Here is an 18,024-nt window from a genome sequence, read left to right as displayed (position 1 = left end):
ATACGACACATAAGTAAAAAAGCCTCGAATATACTTTTTTTATGTTTGTTAACTTAAATTAGTATAGGAGAGAAAATAAATTATGAAGCAAAAGTTAAGCGTCCTAATTTCTGGTGCGAGTATTGCTGGACCGGCACTCGCTCACTGGCTTCACCGTTTTGGTTTTGATGTAACTGTCATTGAACGTGCGCCAGCATTACGATCAGGTGGTTATGGTGTTGATATACGTGGAGCTGCGATTTCGGTACTAAAGCGGATGGGTATTCTTGATCAAGTTCGTACAGCTGATACTCGTATGAAGGGTGTTTATTTCGTGAACGATGAGGGTAAAATCCTAGGTAAATTAAGCGAAGCGAGTTTAGGTAATCAGCAAGGGATGGACATCGAGATTATGAGAGAGGACCTTAGTAGCATTTTGTACGAGTTAACGAAAGATAATGTTGAATATATTTGGGGCGATTCTATTACATCAATACATGAGACAGAAACAGGGGTAGAAGTCCAATTTACTTATAGTCAGCCAAGGACATTCAATTTGATCATTGGAGCGGATGGGATACATTCAAATGTGCGTAACTTGACATTTGGCGTCGAAGAACAGTTTAAACGTACACTTGGCTGTTATATCTCGATTTTTAACCTTGAGAATTACCTTAATCTCGACCATAGCCAGATGTTATTTACGGTACCAGGTAAAACTGTTGGTATGTATAGCTCAAACGATCATGCTGAAGCAAAGGCTATGTTTTTGTTCAAATCAGAATCGCTTAAGTTCGACCGCAATAATCAGGAGGAACAAAAGGAGCTAATTAATAAAGATTTTGAAGAACTTAGTGGTTGGGAAACTTCGAGATTACTTGAAAAATTGAAGGAATCTACAGAATTTTATTTTGATGAAATTTGTCAGATTCATATGCCAACTTGGTCAAAAGGTCGAATTTCATTGATAGGTGATGCGGCATATTGTCCGTCTCCTCTTTCGGGTCAAGGCACCAGCCTAGCTCTAGTCGGGGCTTATGTATTAGCAGGGGAACTTAAAGCAGCTCATGGTGATTACAACAAGGCTTTTATCTCCTATGAAAATGAAATGAGAAATTTTGTTGAGAAAAATCAAAAAATAGGACTTTTAACTGCTGGAGGTATGATTGAAAAGTCAAACTTCAAAATATTGTTACGTAATTTAATGTTAAGGTTTCCCATAGTTATGAACATAATGTTTAAGATGATTACGAAAATGATTACTAAAGCTGCTAATGAGATTGAACTGAAAGATTATGAATCTGAAGATTGATGATTAGATGTATATGAGTTCCTAAAGGATATCAAATTAGATATTCTTTTTTTTTGTTCGAAAATAAACATTTAAATTTAAAAGAGCCATCGTTTAAAAAAATACTGATGCCTAAGAATTTTATTCAGACATCAGTACGAAAACAGTACCATTATTCAATAGTTGGTAAAATTTGATTTCGCTCGAGTAAAATCCATAACTGTTCAGTGATTTCTTCTGCGCTAAATGGCATTGACTGAATGATCCACCACTCTATGACGCCAATTGCTGCAGATGACCAAAACTGAATTAAAAATTCTTTGTTCATATTTTGATTCAATTCATTTAAATTTAATTGTTCTCTCATTCCATCTTTCATCACATTTAATAATTTATTTCTAAAAGTCGGAACTCCATTATTTGTTAACAATGTGTGGTAAAAGAAAGAATTTTTTTCTAAGTATTTAAATGTCCTTAGTAAAGGGTTTTTAGATGGATAAACGCCGGAACCTTCTGGTAAACAAGAAATTAATAATTCATTTATTTCTCTCTCAATACATTGCTCTAATAAATCGTATTTATCTTTGTAATGTAAATAAATGGTCCCTCTATTAACGTCTGCTTTTTCAGCAATTGAGTTTATTGTAATACTCTCAAAATCCTCCTCTGCCATTAAACTAATTAGTGCGTCTTCTATCGCTTTTTTAGATTTTCTAATTCTTTTATCCATAAAAAATCTCCCTCAAATATCGTTTCATTTAGGAATAGGTTTAGTCGATTAATTATAATGAACAAAAGTCTAAAAATAAACAAATGTTTTTTATTAAACTTTTCAGAATGTTGAAATATAAAATAGTCAATATTTAAACGCACACTACGCGTAATGTTTCAAGTTTAAGTGGTAATCTTTTGATGATGTTATATTAAAGGTTTTTAGTAATCGTTTATTTATGAAGTACCAACAAATTTTAGTAATTGCTTTTATTTTTTTTCAAAATATAAAAATATTGAGATTCTAAACGTTTGAAGAACAGATTCAAATTATTAGTTTATAAGTAGATCTATTGAGATTTGCAAAGATATTGAGTAATTACTTTCTATTTTTCTCTTAGAAAAGGACATCAATTAAGTTCTTTATTGTGTGCTTTTTTTATTAAAAGAAGTTGATTGCAACGGAGGGGTTCTCGACTCCTATGGGAAATGCGGGAAGGCTGAGACCCCGCAGGCGCACGCCGAGGAGGCTCAGGTCTCGCCCCATGGAAAGCGAGAATCCTGTAGTGGAAATCAATATCATACAGCTTCCTTTACTTTGAAAAATATTACCCCTTAATTGACAAGTTCTTTTTTCAACAGCATGAAATGTTTTTTATTAAACATTTGTTAAACAAATCATTTTAATTTGTTCATTATTAAACAAAACCGAATTTATTATCCATTGATACGGCTATAGACAGTTGTTAAACTTTATAGATAATAGACAAATGTTGAATAACGAACGAATGTCCATTAACAATTCAAAAAATAGTAACGATAGATTCGATAGAATAGGAGTATGATGATGAAAATATTAATATATGGCGCTGGCGTTTTGGGAAGTTATCTTGCACACACATTAGTTCGCGCAGGGAATGAGGTTACTGTTTTAGCTAGGGGTAGAAGGTATGAGCAACTGAAAAAAGATGGAATTGTTATTCGTCATCATTTCCAACGAAAAAATACTGTTGACCAAGTTAATGTTATTAATAGACTTGAACAAGATGATTATTATGACCTTATATTTGTTGTTATGAAATACAATCAATTCACTTCAGTTTTACCGATACTAGCTCAAAATAATAGTAATAATATTGTAATTGTCGGAAATAATGCTGATTCAGCTAATATGCAAAACTTCTTAGTGGAAAATAGCGAAGTTAAAAAGAATATTGCGTTTGGGTTCCAACTGAGTGGAGGGAAACGGGAAGAAAGTGGTCGCATTATTTCGGTTCGCGGAGGGGGACAAATGGTGATTGGAAGCCTTGATGGTGACATATCATTTAAATCTACTTTGGAAAATGCTTTTAAGCAATCAAAGTATAAACTTATTTATAATGATCACATTGATGGCTGGCTTAAAAGTCATGTCATTGCAATTGTTGCGATGAACTCGATTCACTACTTGAATAACTTTGAGTTTAAAAAAATCTCTAAGAATAAGGAATCATTAACGCAGATGATTTCTGCAATGGATGAGGGCTTTATGATTTTAGAAAAATTGGGTTACAAAATTGACCCAGCATTCCAAGTGAAAATCGTGCGGAATTATCGAAAGATTGGATACTACGGCATGAAAATTTTTCATAAACTTTCAGTGAATAAATTAATAGAGGGATCTTTTAGTGAGATTGAAGCCGTATATAGAACATTTGATGAATTACAAAAAGAAGCGAATATTTCAACTCCTGTCTGGGATGATCTTAAAAAGAGATCACTGGAAAAGTATAAGGATGAAGTAATATAGCCAATGCTTTCAAAAGTGCAAACCACCCGTTTAAATGGGTGGTTTGTTTATTCTAAATGAACGTTTTTTTTAGTCAATTTTAATAAAATATTGAACAATGAAATAAATCAAATAGTACCCTTTTTCCGATATTCTTTCACTGTAATTGTACTTATAAGGGAAATAGCAATAAGGATATAAGCGATTCCACCAATCAATCCTAACGATCGAGGAGAAAGATATTGGAGGGCTAAACCAGAAATGAACATAGAGATACCTAAAACAGTGCTTGTGATGGTTGCTAATAGACCAAATATTGTACCCTGATGTTGGAGTTCTATTTCATTCATGAGAAGCGTATCAAAACAAACATTACAAATACCTGACATAAATGCAGCGCCGCAAAACATGAGAAGAGCAAAAACCACGAAATGTGTTCGACTTAATAACAGTTGAAAAATTCCTTCAAGCAATAGACACGCGAAACCTGAAATAAGTAAATGATTTCGTAGACGGTTTGCAACCGAAAAACTTAATATTAGCCCAATCCCTAAAGCACTATAAAAGAGACCAACTCCAAAATCTCCTAGTCGATACTCTGAAATTGCATAAACGCTAATTAATACATTATCAACTCCATTAATAGATGCAATTAAAATCTCACATAGCATTAATATTTGAACCGGCATAGAAATGAAAATAATCTTTTTAAAAGCGGAGAAGACATTTTCTTTTATATGAGACTCAAATTTTTTAATCACATTTTGATCAGGAAATTTAATTGTAGAATTGATAACAGCGGCCCCTAAAAATGAAGCTGCATTAAACCAAAATGTCACGCTCGGACCAAAAATAGAAGAGACTAGTCCTCCTGAAAGTGCTCCAACTACTAAGACAATTCCAATCATAACTTGCTCTAAGCTATTCACTTTTACAAGATTTTCATTGTTAACTAGTTGAGGAATTGCAGATTTTCTAGTCGGAGCATAGATTGCTTCTCCAGCTGCAAGTACAAATGAACTAAAATAAACAATCCAAATATCATTTTTACCGTGAACTAATAAGAAGGAGAGTGCAAACAAGATTCTTATCAGGTCAGTAGTTATTAAAATTGTTTTTCTAGAAAATTGATCAGCGAGTCTTCCTCCGATTGGACCAAACAATAAAAAAGGTATCAAACGAATTGCTAATGTCATACCTACAGCAAGTCCTGAACCTGATATTTGTAAGAGCATTGCCAACACAGCAACAGAACTAAAACGGTCACCAATCCCATTTACAATTCCTGCTAAAAATAATTTAAAATATTGTTTTTCTTGTTTAATAAATGAAGTCTCCATTTTTAAAGATCCCCTTTGTTATTGTTAATGATTTTATTTCTATCTAATTTGATATGTATCTAATTTGTGGGCAAAAAAATAATAGAGTCAAGAGGGCAATATATAAAACTAACTAATTAAACATCTATCTAATTAGATAATAATCGAATTTGTTTTAAAGTTCAATGATATAATCAAATGATCCTTCATTATTAGGAAAAATGTATGGGAAAATACATTTTAGTATAATAGATTCAAAAATTAAAAATTTGTAATGTAAACCCTTCCAAAAAAATTATTATTCAAAAGGGATTGACAACTTATACCAAATTCATTAAGATGAATAAAAATAAAACTTAAAAAGGAGACATGAACATGTTTTTTGCACGCACGAATAATGGGCTACAACATCATCATCCACCCAGGGTTTGAATCTATGGACAAAAATTGACCATAGATGCAAGCCCTATTCGTGTATCGAAGAAGGTGCTTGTGTCGTGCCAGAAGGCCATACAGGCATTAACCTGTATGGCCTTTTTATTTTTCTAGAAGGGAGTTATTTCGATTGGATCAGAAATTAAAGCAGTCCTTAATTAATTATCGATATAAAAGAAAAATGGAAGATTATGCACTAGAGCGGGGATATATCCCGTTTCATCCTCAGCTATTTGAAGAGTATGATTCATTTTCTAATCGAAACCCAAGATTAGCAAAAGAAGACTTAGTTGTCGTTTTAACTCGCCTGCAACAAATTTTATTGTTAAGGCCTGATATAACAAGTACATTGATGAAAGAAATTTATCCGATTGCACAAAAAGATGAGAAGTGCAGAGTATTTTATCAATCAACAATTTATCGAAATAATGGTGTAGAAATTGATGAAATTAAGCAGTTCGGTATTGAAAATTTAGGTCGAATTACAGAAGCATCAGAAATTGAAGTAGTTATTATGGCAATTGATTTACTAAGTAATGTTCCATTTATTTTAGAAATTGGCCATACAGGTTTTATAGAAGGATTATTTAAAGAATGTAACTTTACAAAATCTCAAAAAACAAAATTGATAAAGCTAATTTATTTAAAAAACATAGATGAGTTAGAACGATTTATTCAGTCAATCGATCTTCCGTTGCAAGCTAGAAATGTTTTCAAACAATTATTTAGTTTGCAAGGTAAGGGAGAAAAACTTCATTCAGTACTGAGAAGCTTAATCTTAAACGAAGAAATGGAAATTGCTGTTGAAAAGTTAATCAAGTTTCAAGAAATTAGTCCAAATATATTGATTGATTTATCAATCGTAAATGAATTTGATTATTATGACGGTATCGTTTTTAAAGGATATTATGATCAGTTAAATAAAGAGGTTTTAAGTGGTGGACGCTATCTTCTAGTGTCTGAAGATTCGGAAAACGAAATTGATGCAATCGGCTTTTCGATTGATACAAACGCTTGGATAACATGTCAAATGGGGGATGAACAATGAGTTGGCTAACCGTTGCAGTTGCAAAAGGAAGACTTGAAGATGAGGTTATAAATATATTAAATCAAGCAGGGTTTCAAAAAGTAATTGATTCTAAAACTAGAAAGCTAATATTTGAAGACGAATTACATAAAATTAAATATTTAGTAGTTAAACCAGTAGATGTTGCTACTTATGTTGAACGAGGAGTTTGTGATCTTGGTTTTGTTGGAAAGGATATTTTGCTAGAACAAGAAAAGGATGTATATGAACTAATGGATTTAGAACTTGGAAAATGCGTCTTTGCAGCAGCCGGTTTTCCAGGAACACTACTCGATCGAGGTGAAGAAACTTTAAGAATCGCAACAAAGTATCCAAATATTACTTCAAAATATTTTCAGTTGAGGCAAAATATAGAATTAATTTACTTAAATGGGTCAGTTGAATTAGCACCCATTGTAGGAATGTCAGATATCATAGTTGATTTAGTTGAAACTGGGAGTACTTTAAAAGCGAATGGATTAGTGATCTTAGAAGAAATGATTCCGATTAGTGCTAGAGTCATTTCAAATCGTGTAAGTTACAGATTTAACCACTTACGAATTACCGAGTTTCTCGAAAAAATAAAGAAGGGAAAGAATGTATATGCTGGAAATATTATCGATTAATCAAAAAAGCGATAAACTTGAAAGTATTATAAACCGAACTAATTTACCTACTGTTGAGACTACGAAAAGCGTAGAAAAAATTTTATTAAATGTGAAAGAAAATGGTGATGAAGCTGTACGTCAATATTCTTTAATTTACGACGAAGTCAAACTAAAAGACTTTGAAGTAAGTGAAGAAGAATTTAATGAAGCGTTAGAACAAACTGATGAAAAACTAGTTACTGCATTAGCTGAAGCTAAGAAGAACATAGAAAGATACCATGAAAAACAACTTCAAGATGGCTATAAAATAAACGATAAAAATTCATATGTACAACAATTAATTCATCCAATTGAAAGAGTTGGCGTGTATATTCCAGCAGGTAAAGCGGCGTATCCATCTACTGTTTTAATGAATGTAATTCCCGCAAAGATAGCAGGGGTAAAAGAGATTGTCATTGTAACTCCTCCGAATAAAGAAGGGAAAATCAAGCCGTCAATTCTAGTAGCTGCGAAATTAGCTGGCGTTTCAAAAGTTTATAAAGTTGGTGGAGCACAAGCAATTGGTGCACTAGCATATGGAACGGAAACAATTGAAAAGGTAGACAAAATAGTTGGACCAGGAAATCTTTATGTTGCACTTGCTAAGAAAAGTGTTTCAGGAATAGTTGGAATTGATATGGTCGCAGGTCCAACAGAAGTTGTTATATTAGCAGATGAAACAGCTAATCCAAGATTTATTGCAGCCGATTTAATGGCGCAAGCAGAGCATGATGAAATGGCATCTAGTATTGTCATTACAAATTCAGAAGAGTTTGCTCTAAAAATTCAGCAACAAATACCAAATTTATTAGAAGAACAACCAAGAAAAGAAATTATTAAAAGTTCATTCGAACAGTATGGAGCAATACTAGTTGTTAAAACAATTGAAGAAGGAATTGAGCTAGTTAATAAGTTAGCTCCTGAACATCTTGAAATCATGATCAAAAACCCGGAATCAATCGTTCATCATATTAAAAACGCTGGTGCTATTTTTTTAGGTGACTACACGCCTGAGCCAGTTGGCGATTATTTTGCTGGTACGAATCATACTTTACCAACAAGTGGAACTGCAAGATTTACATCACCTTTAAATGTAAATGATTTTCAAAAGAAAACATCGGTCGTTTATTACAATAAGAAAGCTTTAAATGAAGCAAGAAAACATATTGAAGTGATTGCAGAAGAAGAAGGTCTTTTTGGACATGGTAAAGCAATTAGTATCCGATTTGAGGAGGATTCAAAGTGAGAACTGCAATAATTTCAAGACAAACAAAAGAAACAAAAATTAGTTTAACATTAAACTTAGATGGTGATGGGGAAAGTAATATTCAGACTGGCATTGGATTTTTAGACCATATGCTAACTTTATTTTCATTCCATAGCGGAATCGATTTAGAAGTATTTTGTGAAGGTGATCTGGAAGTTGATGATCATCACACAACAGAAGATGTTGGAATTGCTTTAGGTAAGGCATTGGTAGATGCATTAGGAGAAAAAATTGGCATTAATCGTTACGGTTCTTGCTATATTCCAATGGATGAGACATTAGCAAGAGTAGTAGTTGATTTTAGTAATAGACCATATCTTGTTTATAATGATCGAACAGTAAGAGAGCGAATTGGAATGATTGATACTCAAAACTTCAAAGAATTTTTTAAGGCACTGAGCTCTGAAGCTAGAATGAATTGCCATATGGAAGTTTTATACGGGGAAAATGATCATCACAAAATTGAAGCTTTATTTAAAGCGTTCGGTAGAGCAGTTAAACAAGCGGTAGAAGTGACCTCGTCTAAGTTACCTTCCACGAAAGGAATGTTATAAGTGAATATTATTATTGATTATGGTGTAGGTAATTTGGACTCTTTAAAAAGAGCATGTGAAGAAATTGGTTTTCCAGTAATAATCAGTAATGAAATTGAAGTGATAAAGCAAGCTTCATCTATTATTCTTCCAGGCGTTGGCGCATTTGAAGCGGCGATGATTGAATTAGAACGTCTTAGTCTAATAGAGATAATAAAATCTAAAGCAAAAAGTGGTACTCCGATTTTAGGAATTTGCTTAGGAATGCAATTACTATATGAATTTAGTGAAGAAAACTTAGGAACGAATGGTCTTGGCCTAATTCAAGGCCAAGTCAAACAAATACCGGATATTGTAAAAGTGCCCCATATGGGTTGGAATAAATTAAATTTTACAAAAGAAGAATCATTGGTTAAGTATGTAAATGAAGGTGAGTATGTCTATTTTGTACACTCATTTTATGTTAGTTCTTCAAATAATGAACTGCTAGCTTACTCTGAATATGGGGTCAAAATCCCAGCAATCATTAAATCCGGTAATATTTACGGTATGCAATTTCATCCTGAAAAAAGCGCAGAAACAGGTCTTAATCTATTAAAAGCATTTAAGGAGTTGTGTTTATATGATTCTATATCCAGCAATTGATTTAAAGGATGGTAATTGCGTTCGCCTCGAGCAAGGAGATTTTAATAAACAAGTAATCTATCAAAATTCACCTTTAGAGGTTGCGTTAGAATTTGAAAAGTCTGGCGCAAAAGTATTACATATAGTTGATTTAGATGGAGCAAGAACTGGTGAACGAAAAAATGCTTCAATTATAAAAGAAATCGTTCAAAATACGAAGTTGAAAATTCAGATTGGTGGAGGAATCAGATCGCTTGAATCAATTTCGTTCTGGTTAGAACTAGGAGTTGAACGTGTTATTTTAGGAACAGCTGCGATGAAAGATAGACAGCTATTAGAACAAGCTATCTCTACATACGGAGATCGAATCATTGTAGGCGTAGATGCAAAAAATAGTTATGTCGCAATAAATGGTTGGGAAGAGTCTACTAATCAAGACAGCTTTGAATTTTGCAAGCAGTTAGAACTACTAGGTGTGAAAACAGTCGTATACACTGACATATCAAAGGATGGCATGTTAAGTGGACCAAATATTGAAGCATATAAAAGATTAGCTGAAGAAACGAATTTAAACATAATTGCTTCAGGTGGAGTAAGTACGTTAAATGATCTTGAAACACTTAGTCAATTAAATATTTATGGTGCGATCTCTGGTAAAGCATTGTATGAAGGAAAATTTACTGTAGAGGAGGCACTTAAATGCTTGCAAGAAGAATTATACCGTGCTTAGATGTTCGAAATGGACGTGTCGTAAAAGGAAAACAATTTTCAAGCATTCAAGATGTTGATTCACCTACTAAACTTGGAAAATATTATAGTGAAAATGGTGCTGATGAATTAGTATTTTATGATATTACAGCATCAAATGAAGAAAGAGATATATCATTGCAATTTGTTTCAGAGGTAGCAAAAGAATTACGCATTCCTTTTAGCGTTGGTGGTGGGGTTCGCTCAATAGAGGATTTTACTAAACTTTTAAGAAATGGTGCAGATAAAGTATCCGTTAATTCTGCTGCAATCGTAAATCCGAATTTAATCAAAGAAGCTTCAGAACGCTTTGGTTCACAATGTGTTGTCCTTTCAATTGATGCAAAGTTAAATAGTGATGGTCAATATAAAGTGTTTATAAATGGCGGGCGCAAAGAAACAGAGTGGGACGCGATTGAATGGGCTAAGAAGGGTGTAGAACTCGGAGCGGGTGAAATTGTTCTAAATAGTATTGATGAAGATGGTATGAAAAGAGGATTTGATATCGGATTGCTTCAAAAAGTGACAAATGCAGTGAATGTACCCGTGATCGCATCTGGAGGAGCGGGTAAATTAGAACATTTTTACGACGCGATTGAATACGCAAATGTGGATGGTGTATTAGCTGCCTCAGTCTTCCATTTTGGAGAAATCGAAATTAACGACTTGAAAAATTATTTAAATGAAAAAAATATTCCAGTTCGACTATAGGAGGAGCAAACATGTTTGATATAGAAAAGATTCGATTTAATGAACAAGGATTAGTACCAGCAATCGTTCAAGATGTAGATACAAAGGAAGTATTAATGCTAGCGTATATGAATTATGAATCAATTAATCTCACAATTGAAACAGGATTTGCAACCTTTTATAGTAGGAGTCGCCAAGCAATATGGAAAAAAGGTGAAACATCAGGGAATTTACAATATGTAAAATCAGTATCGTATGACTGCGACCAAGATTCAATTTTACTGCAAGTTGAGCAAGTAGGCGTTGCATGCCACACAGGAAACTATAGTTGTTTTTCAGAAAAATTATCATTAAATGAAGAGAATGATGTAAAAAATGAAGTGCCATCTTATTTACCAAATCTCTATGAAACAATTCTTGATCGAAAAAAGAATCCAATTGAAGGATCTTACACTACATATTTATTTAATCAAGGAATTGATAAGATATTGAAAAAAATAGGTGAAGAAACAAGTGAAGTGATCATCGGAGCTAAAAATGAGGGAACAGAGGAATTAATTTATGAGATTAGTGATCTTGTCTATCACACAATGGTCTTAATGGTAGAAAAGGGAATAAAACTTGAAGAAATAAACAATAGTTTAATCAACAGAAAGGAGAAAGTAAAATCTTGAAGATTGATGGACACACTCATACACAATATTGTCCACACGGAAGTGGAGACGATGTACAATTAATGATTGAGAAAGCTATTGAACTTGGTTTCGATGAATACCATATCACCGAGCATACTCCAATACCGTCATCATTTCAAAATGTTTTAAAGCCAGATGAAGCAGTTGCATCACTTTCAATGTCTGAAAATGATGTAGACGATTATATTAAGGAAATGAATATAGTAAGAGATCAATACAAAGATCGAATTCGAATCAAAATCGGCTTTGAATACGATTATTTACCTAGCGAATCGGTATGGTTTAAACAATTTTTAAAAGAATACGGTAAATATTGTGATACGGGTCTATTATCTGTTCATTATTTGGAAGGGAAAGATGGTTGGCATTGTATAGATTATAAAGCTGAAGACACACTGAGTGGCTTAGTAAATTACTATGGTAGTGTAGAAGCGTTTCAACTTGCCTATTACGATGCTGTGAAACAATCAATTTTAGATGAAATGGGTCCATTTAAACCAACACGAATCGGCCATATGACATTATGTAATAAATTTATGCAATTTTTAAAGTGTGAAGATACCGAAAAAATAATAAATAAACAAATTGAAGTATTAAAACTAGTAAAAGAAAAAAATTATATTTTAGACTATAATACAGCGGGACTATTTAAAGAATATTGTGGTGAAACCTACCCACCAAAACACGTAGTTGAAATTGCAAATTCATTAAATATCCCATTTATGTATGGTTCGGATTCTCATAGTGTAAAGGATATTGGACGAGGATATGAGGTTTATTCTTCAACTATTAAATGATCTTGTTCTGACGATAAATTGATGAATTTATCGTCTTTTTTATATTTGTAGAAGTGTTTTTTTTTGAAAAACCATGAAATTCCCCCAAATTACAACTAATAATCGTTGAAGTATAATTAAGTAAGAGTTAGAAACTATTTATATTAAGGGAGAAATTGAATGTCACATATTGCATGGATCATTTTAGGTGCTTTAATAATGAGTACAATTGATTATTTGATGCATTTTCAATTTGGAAATGTAAATGAAGAGAATAATAGATGGAAATGGTTTCGGAAAAGAACCAAGATTCAAAAAATTGGCGTGCTTTCTGCTGTTCTTTTAGTTGTTTTCATTCTTAATTTTTTAACTTTATTATAAATCTAACTATTATTTAAAGAGTCATTGTTTTGGCTCTTTTTTTATTTTTAAAGAATGGGTTGATACAAAATACAAATATCTATATAAAATCGAGATAAGAAAAGGAAAAGGCTACTCTATGTTGAATAAATTAACAGTGGTTACCGCGACTCTACAGAAGTAATTTTCTTAAATTAATCGAGTTTAAGGAGGAGTAGATTTTGAATCGAAAAGATTTAATTTTAAATGTATTAGACAAAACGTATGATCAGGAAAGCTGGTTTGCTCCATTAAAAGATTCAATCGAAGGAATTAGTGCTGAACAAGCTAATTGGAAACCTACTGGAGAAGCAACGAAATCAATCTGGGAAAACGTTAATCATCTGCTTTATTATAAAGAGAGGTTAGTAGCAAACTTAGAAGGTAGAGAATGGACAAAAAAACTAGATGGTGATGAAACCTTTAACTTTACTGAACAGTCTAATCATAAAAACGAATGGGAAAAAGTATTTGAACGATTGGAAAATGCCCATTTAAGTTTAAGACAACAATTAAATAATATTACGGAAGAGGATCTAAATAGAGATTCTTTCGAAATTAAGCTAATGGATATACTTCTTCATGAAGCCTATCATACAGGTCAAATAATTCAAATTAGAAAAATGCAAGGATCGTGGCCATCTCATCGATGAATATAAAGTGAAATTTTAATATTAATAGATTATGAAGGCAGCTAAATGTTGTCTTTTTTTTGTATAAAACATGATAATACTCTATAGATAAACTGTAATAACTTAGGAGAGGGAAAATGAAGAAAAGATTACGAAAAAAAGTGACACAAGAATGGGAATGGTTTGCAGTAAAAGTAATATATGAATGTAAAATATCTGGAAATCCTTCACCAGAAAAAATAAATTATGAAATCGATGATCTTAATACATTTGAAGAAACCATTCTACTAATCAAGGCTCCTTCAGAGGAACAAGCCTATTTAATTGGTGAAAAAGAAGCTTTAAAAAATGAAACTGATTATTTAAATCAATTTGGTGAAACAGTAGAATGGAAATTCATTGAAATCCTAGATTGCTTTGAATTATTTGATAAAAAACTTCAAACGGGAACTGAGTTGTATTCGCGCTTTATAAGAGTGCCAAAGGATTTATCGAAAGATGATCTTATTTTTCAATATTATCCAGAAGTAGTGAAGGAAAATAATTAATAGGCTAGTAATCATAAAGATGATATGCAAGAGTTTAATATTTTTAAAAGTTTAGAAAATACTAATTTTTCCCTTTTCAATATGTTCGTTTTACTGTAAAATGATGAAAATATTTTTTGTTTGTTTTTACTATGTAGGGGGAGAAAAACAATGATAAGAAGGCTTAATCAGAGTGATCATGTGGTTTGTTTTAACTTATTAAAGTCTAGAAGCGCTGAAAACTTATTTATTATTGGTGACATTGAAGCTTATGGATATGACCAAGAATTTCAAAAGGTTTGGGGAGAGTTTAACGATCATGGAGAATTAGTAGCCATATTGTTAAAATACCAAGAAAACTATATCCCATTTGCAGCGGATTCATTTAATGCAAAAGAATTTGCAGAGATTATTTCGAATGATCCTGACTTTAAGTATATGTCTGGTCTCAAAGAGATTACTGGAAAAATTGAGCCATACTTAACTAAAGAGCTTAAAACAAAAAGACAAACATATTACGCCAAGTGTAAACGATTAATTTCAACTAATCATGGTGAACTTTTAAATGTACAACAAGCATCACCCAAAGATGCAGAAGAACTTGTAGAATTATTGACATCTGTTCCAGAGTTTAGTGATTCGATTATTTCAGTGGAAAGAAAACGTAGAACTCTGACTGATGGTACTTCACGTTCATTTTTTATTAAGGAAGATGGAAAAATGGTTTCAAGTGCTTCAACTGCGGCGGAAAATACTTTGTCAGCAATGGTTGTAGGAGTCGCAACGCTAGAAAGCTATAAGAAAAAGGGATATGCAACAAAGTGTATGCTCAAGCTTTGTAATACGCTTTTACAAGAAGGGAAAGAATTGTGTTTGTTCTATGATAACCCTCAAGCCGGTGCAATCTATAAGCGAATTGGGTTTGAAGATATTGGATTTTGGATGATGTATACATATAAATAATTATAAGTTTATTTTTTTTCATTACTCTGTTAATCGGTTAGCGTTATATTACATACTAAAAAATTTGCTTAATGCTAAAAAAATGATTTCCATGGGCGACAAATAATTTATTTCTTTTGTTGACTTAAACTATGGTTTAAGTCGTATGATAATCAAGTCGACGATGAAAGTAACATTTTGGAGGTCAACTTATGAAATATTGTTCAATTAGTGAAGCGGCAGCAAAATTTAATATTACAGAATCTACATTACGATATTATGAAAAAAAGGGCTTACTGCCACTAATTGAACGTGATCATGCAGGTAGACGGCTGTTCTCAGAAAATCAAATGTTACTTCTTGAAACAGTGATTTGTTTAAAGAATACTCACATGTCTATAAGTAGTATAAAGCAATATATCGATTGGGTAGTGGTAGGTGATCAAACGACTGAATTACGACTTGAAATGATGAAAAATCATAAGCAGGCAGTACTAGAAGAAATTTCGTTAATGACAAAATCATTAGAGGGTATTGATTTGAAAATTAATCGTTATCTAAAACGTACTGAACAAGAAAAGGGATAAGTTCCTTTTAAAAACGTAAGGAAAAGAGGAAATAAAATGAAACTTACAGGAAATACAATCCTTATTACAGGGGGAAGTACTGGTATTGGATTGGCTATTGCAGAACGCTTTTTAAAATTAGAAAATAAAGTTATTATTATAGGTCGACGTGAAAATGTTCTTAAAGATGCAAAAGAAAAATTCCCAGAGCTTATTACTCATGTAAGTGATTTAAGCACTGAATCAGACCGCGCTTTATTGTTTGATTGGGTAACAAATAACTATCCAGAAGTGAATGTATTAGTAAATAATGCAGGGATTCAACAACGTTTTAATGTCTTAAAAGCAGATGCGAAAAACGATTGGAAATATTTCAATAATGAAATCACAACAAACATCGAAGCTCCAATTCACCTTTCCATGCTGTTTGCTCCATTTTTTGCTACAAAACAAGAAGCGGCTATTATTAATGTTACATCTGGATTAGCATTTACTCCTTTGGCAATTGCTCCAATTTATTCGGCAACAAAAGCTGCACTCCACTCATTTACAGTTGGCTTGAGACACCAACTATCTGATTCAACTGTAGAAGTAATTGAAATCGCTCCTCCTGCAGTTAATACAGATTTAGGCGGGGCAGGATTGCATACTCATGGCGAACCTTTAGATGAATTCGCAGATGGAATTTTTAAAGGATTAGAAGATGGCAAACAAGAAATTGGATATGGATCTTCCGTTGAAAGACTACGTATGTCACGCGATAAAGTCGATGAGCACGTTGAAAATATGTACAATGCTTTGAAAAATACAATTTTATAATCATCTTTAGACTCAAAAAGTTTTTAAGTTAAGTTTATGTTGATTGGATACTTAAATCTGGAGAAAAAAATAATTAAAAAAAGGGCAAGTTCGTTAATTCGAATTTGTCTTTTTTGTCGTTTTGTTATAGGGCTTTTTATGTAACATAATGGCAGTTTAAATGCTTAAGGATAATCAAATTTCAATCAAAAATGGGAAATTCGTCTAAGTTACAAATCACCTGTGTGTAGGTATAATTTTCTAAACTACTTTTAAATCAATCAGAAAGAGTGATTTAATTGACTCGTAAAAAATACTATAACCATTATATGCTGTATTAGTAACACAAAAACAACCATGACACAAAATGGCGAAATCGTTATGTGTAAGGATTTAATCCATTATCAGAAAGTACCTATCTTCTTGGCAAAATACGTATATGCTGAAATTACTAAAATAATGAATGTGTAATTCAGCTACCGTTGTAAAAATAACAGATAGAAAACTAATGGATAAGAAGGAGTATTTATGAATAGGTATGTAGTGATTGAATCAGTAACTACTGGAATTATATTTATGATAATTTATGCAATTATAAAAATGGAATTTCCGATTGGTATCGTGTCAGTTTTTGTGGCTCTGTTTTGTGTTTTCTTTTACTACACGCAACATTTGTTTAAAAAGAAGATGAAAGAACATGGTTTGAGTCGTAGCTTTACTTCAAAATGGTATTTTATTGTCATCTGCTTCTTATTTATTTTTCTTTATAATGGAGTATTAAATATTGCATTTTTTGAAAGTTCATTTCTAAAAGGCTCATCAACAGTACTGTTTGCTGGAATAGGGGCTTTAATTGGTTCGTTTGTGAACTTTAACGAGTAAAACGAGATTACCCCAAATTAAAAAATAGTTAAGTTGATATTATTAATATAAAAAACAAAAGGATGTCAATGAATGAACAAAAAAATAAAAAACTTTGTTATTTGTTTAATGGCAGTTTTCATAATGATTGGAAGTAGTAGGTTTGCTACAAATTATTACGTTACTCGAACCCATATCGAACCTTTGTCAAAGAACGCTTCATTATTAACTTTATTATTTATGAGCTTCATCTTACTTGGACTGGCCATTGGGATTTTGTTAAAGGTTATCGAACACAAACTTGGGAATAAAAATGTTTCAACGGAGAATCGAAATCCATAAAATCTACTTTTGAAACTAAACGCATTGCGTTAGGTATACAATGATCGTCTACAAAGGCTACCTATTTTTTTTGCACTAATTGACAATATAGTTTAATAAAAAGGATTCCTCTTCTCCAACTCGAATTTAATAAATTAAACATAATTTCAGGGAGAAACAAAAATGAAGAACCTTTTTATTGGCGGTATAGGAATTTTATCAAGCATTCTTTTGTTAGGAATGACACTTATTACAGCTGCAGTTTATTCTTTGTATGTAGCTAAACCATATGGTGCACATTATAATTGGCGTTTAGGTCCATTTGGTTCTGTTTTATTTACTATTGGACTAATTCCATTGGTTATTAGTTTGATATTCTTTTTTATAGGTATTAATTTCATAAAGAAAGGTATTAATGAGTAATTTTATT

The 18,024-nt window shown here is 32.2% G+C and carries 22 protein-coding genes; 20 read left to right on the top strand and 2 right to left on the bottom strand.

The annotated features are described in order from the left end of the window. Positions 1 to 82 precede the first annotated feature (82 nt). Complete coding sequence (locus tag CN692_RS02345) at positions 83 to 1,291, top strand: FAD-dependent monooxygenase (protein ID WP_098117414.1); 1,209 nt, start codon at positions 83 to 85, stop codon at positions 1,289 to 1,291. 151 nt (positions 1,292 to 1,442) lie between these two features. On the opposite strand, the gene CN692_RS02340 is transcribed toward CN692_RS02345, so the two are convergent. Next, positions 1,443 to 2,000, bottom strand: a complete 558-nt coding sequence (locus tag CN692_RS02340; RefSeq protein ID WP_098117413.1) for a TetR/AcrR family transcriptional regulator — start codon at positions 1,998 to 2,000, stop codon at positions 1,443 to 1,445. A gap of 828 nt (positions 2,001 to 2,828) precedes the next feature. On the opposite strand from CN692_RS02340, the gene CN692_RS02335 reads away from it, so the two are divergent. Beyond that, positions 2,829 to 3,770, top strand: a complete 942-nt coding sequence (locus CN692_RS02335; RefSeq protein ID WP_098117412.1) for a ketopantoate reductase family protein — start codon at positions 2,829 to 2,831, stop codon at positions 3,768 to 3,770. Between the two features lie 107 nt (positions 3,771 to 3,877). On the opposite strand, the gene CN692_RS02330 is transcribed toward CN692_RS02335, so the two are convergent. Beyond that, positions 3,878 to 5,089, bottom strand: a complete 1,212-nt coding sequence (locus CN692_RS02330; RefSeq protein ID WP_098117411.1) for an MFS transporter — start codon at positions 5,087 to 5,089, stop codon at positions 3,878 to 3,880. A gap of 544 nt (positions 5,090 to 5,633) precedes the next feature. On the opposite strand from CN692_RS02330, the gene CN692_RS02325 reads away from it, so the two are divergent. The 18 genes from CN692_RS02325 to CN692_RS02240 all read left to right on the top strand — a co-directional run bounded on the left by CN692_RS02325 (position 5,634) and on the right by CN692_RS02240 (position 18,017). After that, positions 5,634 to 6,551 carry an ATP phosphoribosyltransferase regulatory subunit gene (locus tag CN692_RS02325; RefSeq protein ID WP_098117410.1) on the top strand — a complete coding sequence of 306 codons (918 nt, stop codon included), beginning with the start codon at positions 5,634 to 5,636 and terminating at the stop codon, positions 6,549 to 6,551. Then, a complete protein-coding gene (gene hisG / locus CN692_RS02320; RefSeq protein WP_098117409.1) occupies positions 6,548 to 7,195 on the top strand; it encodes an ATP phosphoribosyltransferase in 648 nt (215 codons plus the stop codon). Before CN692_RS02325 ends, hisG begins: the two co-directional genes overlap by 4 nt. Then, the gene (hisD, locus tag CN692_RS02315; RefSeq protein ID WP_373605019.1) at positions 7,176 to 8,462 is read left to right on the top strand and encodes a histidinol dehydrogenase; all 1,287 of its coding nucleotides are present in this window, start codon (positions 7,176 to 7,178) and stop codon (positions 8,460 to 8,462) included. The genes hisG and hisD overlap by 20 nt, the downstream gene beginning before the upstream one ends. Further along, on the top strand, positions 8,459 to 9,037 hold the full coding sequence (hisB, locus tag CN692_RS02310; protein WP_098117408.1) for an imidazoleglycerol-phosphate dehydratase HisB: 579 nt from the start codon (positions 8,459 to 8,461) through the stop codon (positions 9,035 to 9,037). Before hisD ends, hisB begins: the two co-directional genes overlap by 4 nt. Further along, positions 9,038 to 9,661, top strand: a complete 624-nt coding sequence (gene hisH, locus CN692_RS02305) for an imidazole glycerol phosphate synthase subunit HisH (protein WP_098117407.1) — start codon at positions 9,038 to 9,040, stop codon at positions 9,659 to 9,661. It begins immediately after the preceding gene. Further along, positions 9,639 to 10,370, top strand: a complete 732-nt coding sequence (gene hisA / locus CN692_RS02300; RefSeq protein WP_098117406.1) for a 1-(5-phosphoribosyl)-5-[(5-phosphoribosylamino)methylideneamino]imidazole-4-carboxamide isomerase — start codon at positions 9,639 to 9,641, stop codon at positions 10,368 to 10,370. The genes hisH and hisA overlap by 23 nt, the downstream gene beginning before the upstream one ends. Continuing rightward, positions 10,340 to 11,098 carry an imidazole glycerol phosphate synthase subunit HisF gene (gene hisF, locus CN692_RS02295; RefSeq protein ID WP_098117405.1) on the top strand — a complete coding sequence of 253 codons (759 nt, stop codon included), beginning with the start codon at positions 10,340 to 10,342 and terminating at the stop codon, positions 11,096 to 11,098. Before hisA ends, hisF begins: the two co-directional genes overlap by 31 nt. An 11-nt stretch (positions 11,099 to 11,109) precedes the next feature. Beyond that, positions 11,110 to 11,751: a bifunctional phosphoribosyl-AMP cyclohydrolase/phosphoribosyl-ATP diphosphatase HisIE gene (hisIE, locus tag CN692_RS02290; RefSeq protein WP_098117404.1), complete on the top strand. Its 642-nt coding sequence runs from the start codon at positions 11,110 to 11,112 to the stop codon at positions 11,749 to 11,751. After that, the gene (gene hisJ / locus CN692_RS02285; RefSeq protein ID WP_098117403.1) at positions 11,748 to 12,569 is read left to right on the top strand and encodes a histidinol-phosphatase HisJ; all 822 of its coding nucleotides are present in this window, start codon (positions 11,748 to 11,750) and stop codon (positions 12,567 to 12,569) included. Before hisIE ends, hisJ begins: the two co-directional genes overlap by 4 nt. Positions 12,570 to 12,728: 159 nt before the next feature. Then, positions 12,729 to 12,929, top strand: coding sequence for a hypothetical protein (locus tag CN692_RS02280; protein WP_098117402.1), 201 nt, complete (start codon positions 12,729 to 12,731; stop codon positions 12,927 to 12,929). Between the two features lie 200 nt (positions 12,930 to 13,129). Beyond that, positions 13,130 to 13,600, top strand: a complete 471-nt coding sequence (locus tag CN692_RS02275; protein ID WP_098117401.1) for a DinB family protein — start codon at positions 13,130 to 13,132, stop codon at positions 13,598 to 13,600. A gap of 116 nt (positions 13,601 to 13,716) precedes the next feature. Then, entirely contained in the window at positions 13,717 to 14,127 is a 411-nt protein-coding gene (locus CN692_RS02270) for a DUF4288 domain-containing protein (RefSeq protein ID WP_098117400.1), read from the top strand. A gap of 150 nt (positions 14,128 to 14,277) precedes the next feature. Further along, positions 14,278 to 15,069, top strand: coding sequence for a GNAT family N-acetyltransferase (locus CN692_RS02265; protein ID WP_098117399.1), 792 nt, complete (start codon positions 14,278 to 14,280; stop codon positions 15,067 to 15,069). Positions 15,070 to 15,260: 191 nt separating this feature from the next. Further along, positions 15,261 to 15,635: a MerR family transcriptional regulator gene (locus tag CN692_RS02260; RefSeq protein WP_098117398.1), complete on the top strand. Its 375-nt coding sequence runs from the start codon at positions 15,261 to 15,263 to the stop codon at positions 15,633 to 15,635. Positions 15,636 to 15,671: 36 nt separating this feature from the next. Further along, positions 15,672 to 16,433, top strand: a complete 762-nt coding sequence (locus CN692_RS02255; RefSeq protein ID WP_098117397.1) for an SDR family oxidoreductase — start codon at positions 15,672 to 15,674, stop codon at positions 16,431 to 16,433. Positions 16,434 to 16,940: 507 nt separating this feature from the next. Further along, on the top strand, positions 16,941 to 17,294 hold the full coding sequence (locus tag CN692_RS02250) for a hypothetical protein (RefSeq protein WP_098117396.1): 354 nt from the start codon (positions 16,941 to 16,943) through the stop codon (positions 17,292 to 17,294). Positions 17,295 to 17,366: 72 nt separating this feature from the next. After that, entirely contained in the window at positions 17,367 to 17,615 is a 249-nt protein-coding gene (locus CN692_RS02245) for a hypothetical protein (protein ID WP_098117395.1), read from the top strand. Positions 17,616 to 17,777: 162 nt separating this feature from the next. After that, positions 17,778 to 18,017, top strand: a complete 240-nt coding sequence (locus CN692_RS02240) for a hypothetical protein (RefSeq protein ID WP_098117394.1) — start codon at positions 17,778 to 17,780, stop codon at positions 18,015 to 18,017. Positions 18,018 to 18,024 lie beyond the last annotated feature (7 nt).

The organism is Bacillus sp. AFS002410 (assembly GCF_002556365.1).
In the GTDB taxonomy this organism is placed as follows: domain Bacteria; phylum Bacillota; class Bacilli; order Bacillales; family Bacillaceae_G; genus Gottfriedia.
The sequence above is the reverse complement of the archived record's forward strand: the minus strand, read 5'-3'. Positions and strand labels throughout refer to the sequence as shown.

What these genes read in the sequence shown, in the direction of transcription:
- CN692_RS02345 (WP_098117414.1), top strand. Translation starts at nt 83, where the DNA reads ATGAAGCAAAAGTTAAGCGTCCTAATTTCTGGTGCGAGTATTGCTGGA.
- CN692_RS02340 (WP_098117413.1), bottom strand. Translation starts at nt 2,000, where the DNA reads ATGGATAAAAGAATTAGAAAATCTAAAAAAGCGATAGAAGACGCACTA.
- CN692_RS02335 (WP_098117412.1), top strand. Translation starts at nt 2,829, where the DNA reads ATGAAAATATTAATATATGGCGCTGGCGTTTTGGGAAGTTATCTTGCA.
- CN692_RS02330 (WP_098117411.1), bottom strand. Translation starts at nt 5,089, where the DNA reads ATGGAGACTTCATTTATTAAACAAGAAAAACAATATTTTAAATTATTT.
- hisG (WP_098117409.1), top strand. Translation starts at nt 6,548, where the DNA reads ATGAGTTGGCTAACCGTTGCAGTTGCAAAAGGAAGACTTGAAGATGAG.
- hisA (WP_098117406.1), top strand. Translation starts at nt 9,639, where the DNA reads ATGATTCTATATCCAGCAATTGATTTAAAGGATGGTAATTGCGTTCGC.
- hisF (WP_098117405.1), top strand. Translation starts at nt 10,340, where the DNA reads ATGCTTGCAAGAAGAATTATACCGTGCTTAGATGTTCGAAATGGACGT.
- hisIE (WP_098117404.1), top strand. Translation starts at nt 11,110, where the DNA reads ATGTTTGATATAGAAAAGATTCGATTTAATGAACAAGGATTAGTACCA.
- CN692_RS02280 (WP_098117402.1), top strand. Translation starts at nt 12,729, where the DNA reads ATGTCACATATTGCATGGATCATTTTAGGTGCTTTAATAATGAGTACA.
- CN692_RS02270 (WP_098117400.1), top strand. Translation starts at nt 13,717, where the DNA reads ATGAAGAAAAGATTACGAAAAAAAGTGACACAAGAATGGGAATGGTTT.
- CN692_RS02265 (WP_098117399.1), top strand. Translation starts at nt 14,278, where the DNA reads ATGATAAGAAGGCTTAATCAGAGTGATCATGTGGTTTGTTTTAACTTA.
- CN692_RS02260 (WP_098117398.1), top strand. Translation starts at nt 15,261, where the DNA reads ATGAAATATTGTTCAATTAGTGAAGCGGCAGCAAAATTTAATATTACA.
- CN692_RS02255 (WP_098117397.1), top strand. Translation starts at nt 15,672, where the DNA reads ATGAAACTTACAGGAAATACAATCCTTATTACAGGGGGAAGTACTGGT.
- CN692_RS02250 (WP_098117396.1), top strand. Translation starts at nt 16,941, where the DNA reads ATGAATAGGTATGTAGTGATTGAATCAGTAACTACTGGAATTATATTT.
- CN692_RS02245 (WP_098117395.1), top strand. Translation starts at nt 17,367, where the DNA reads ATGAACAAAAAAATAAAAAACTTTGTTATTTGTTTAATGGCAGTTTTC.
- CN692_RS02240 (WP_098117394.1), top strand. Translation starts at nt 17,778, where the DNA reads ATGAAGAACCTTTTTATTGGCGGTATAGGAATTTTATCAAGCATTCTT.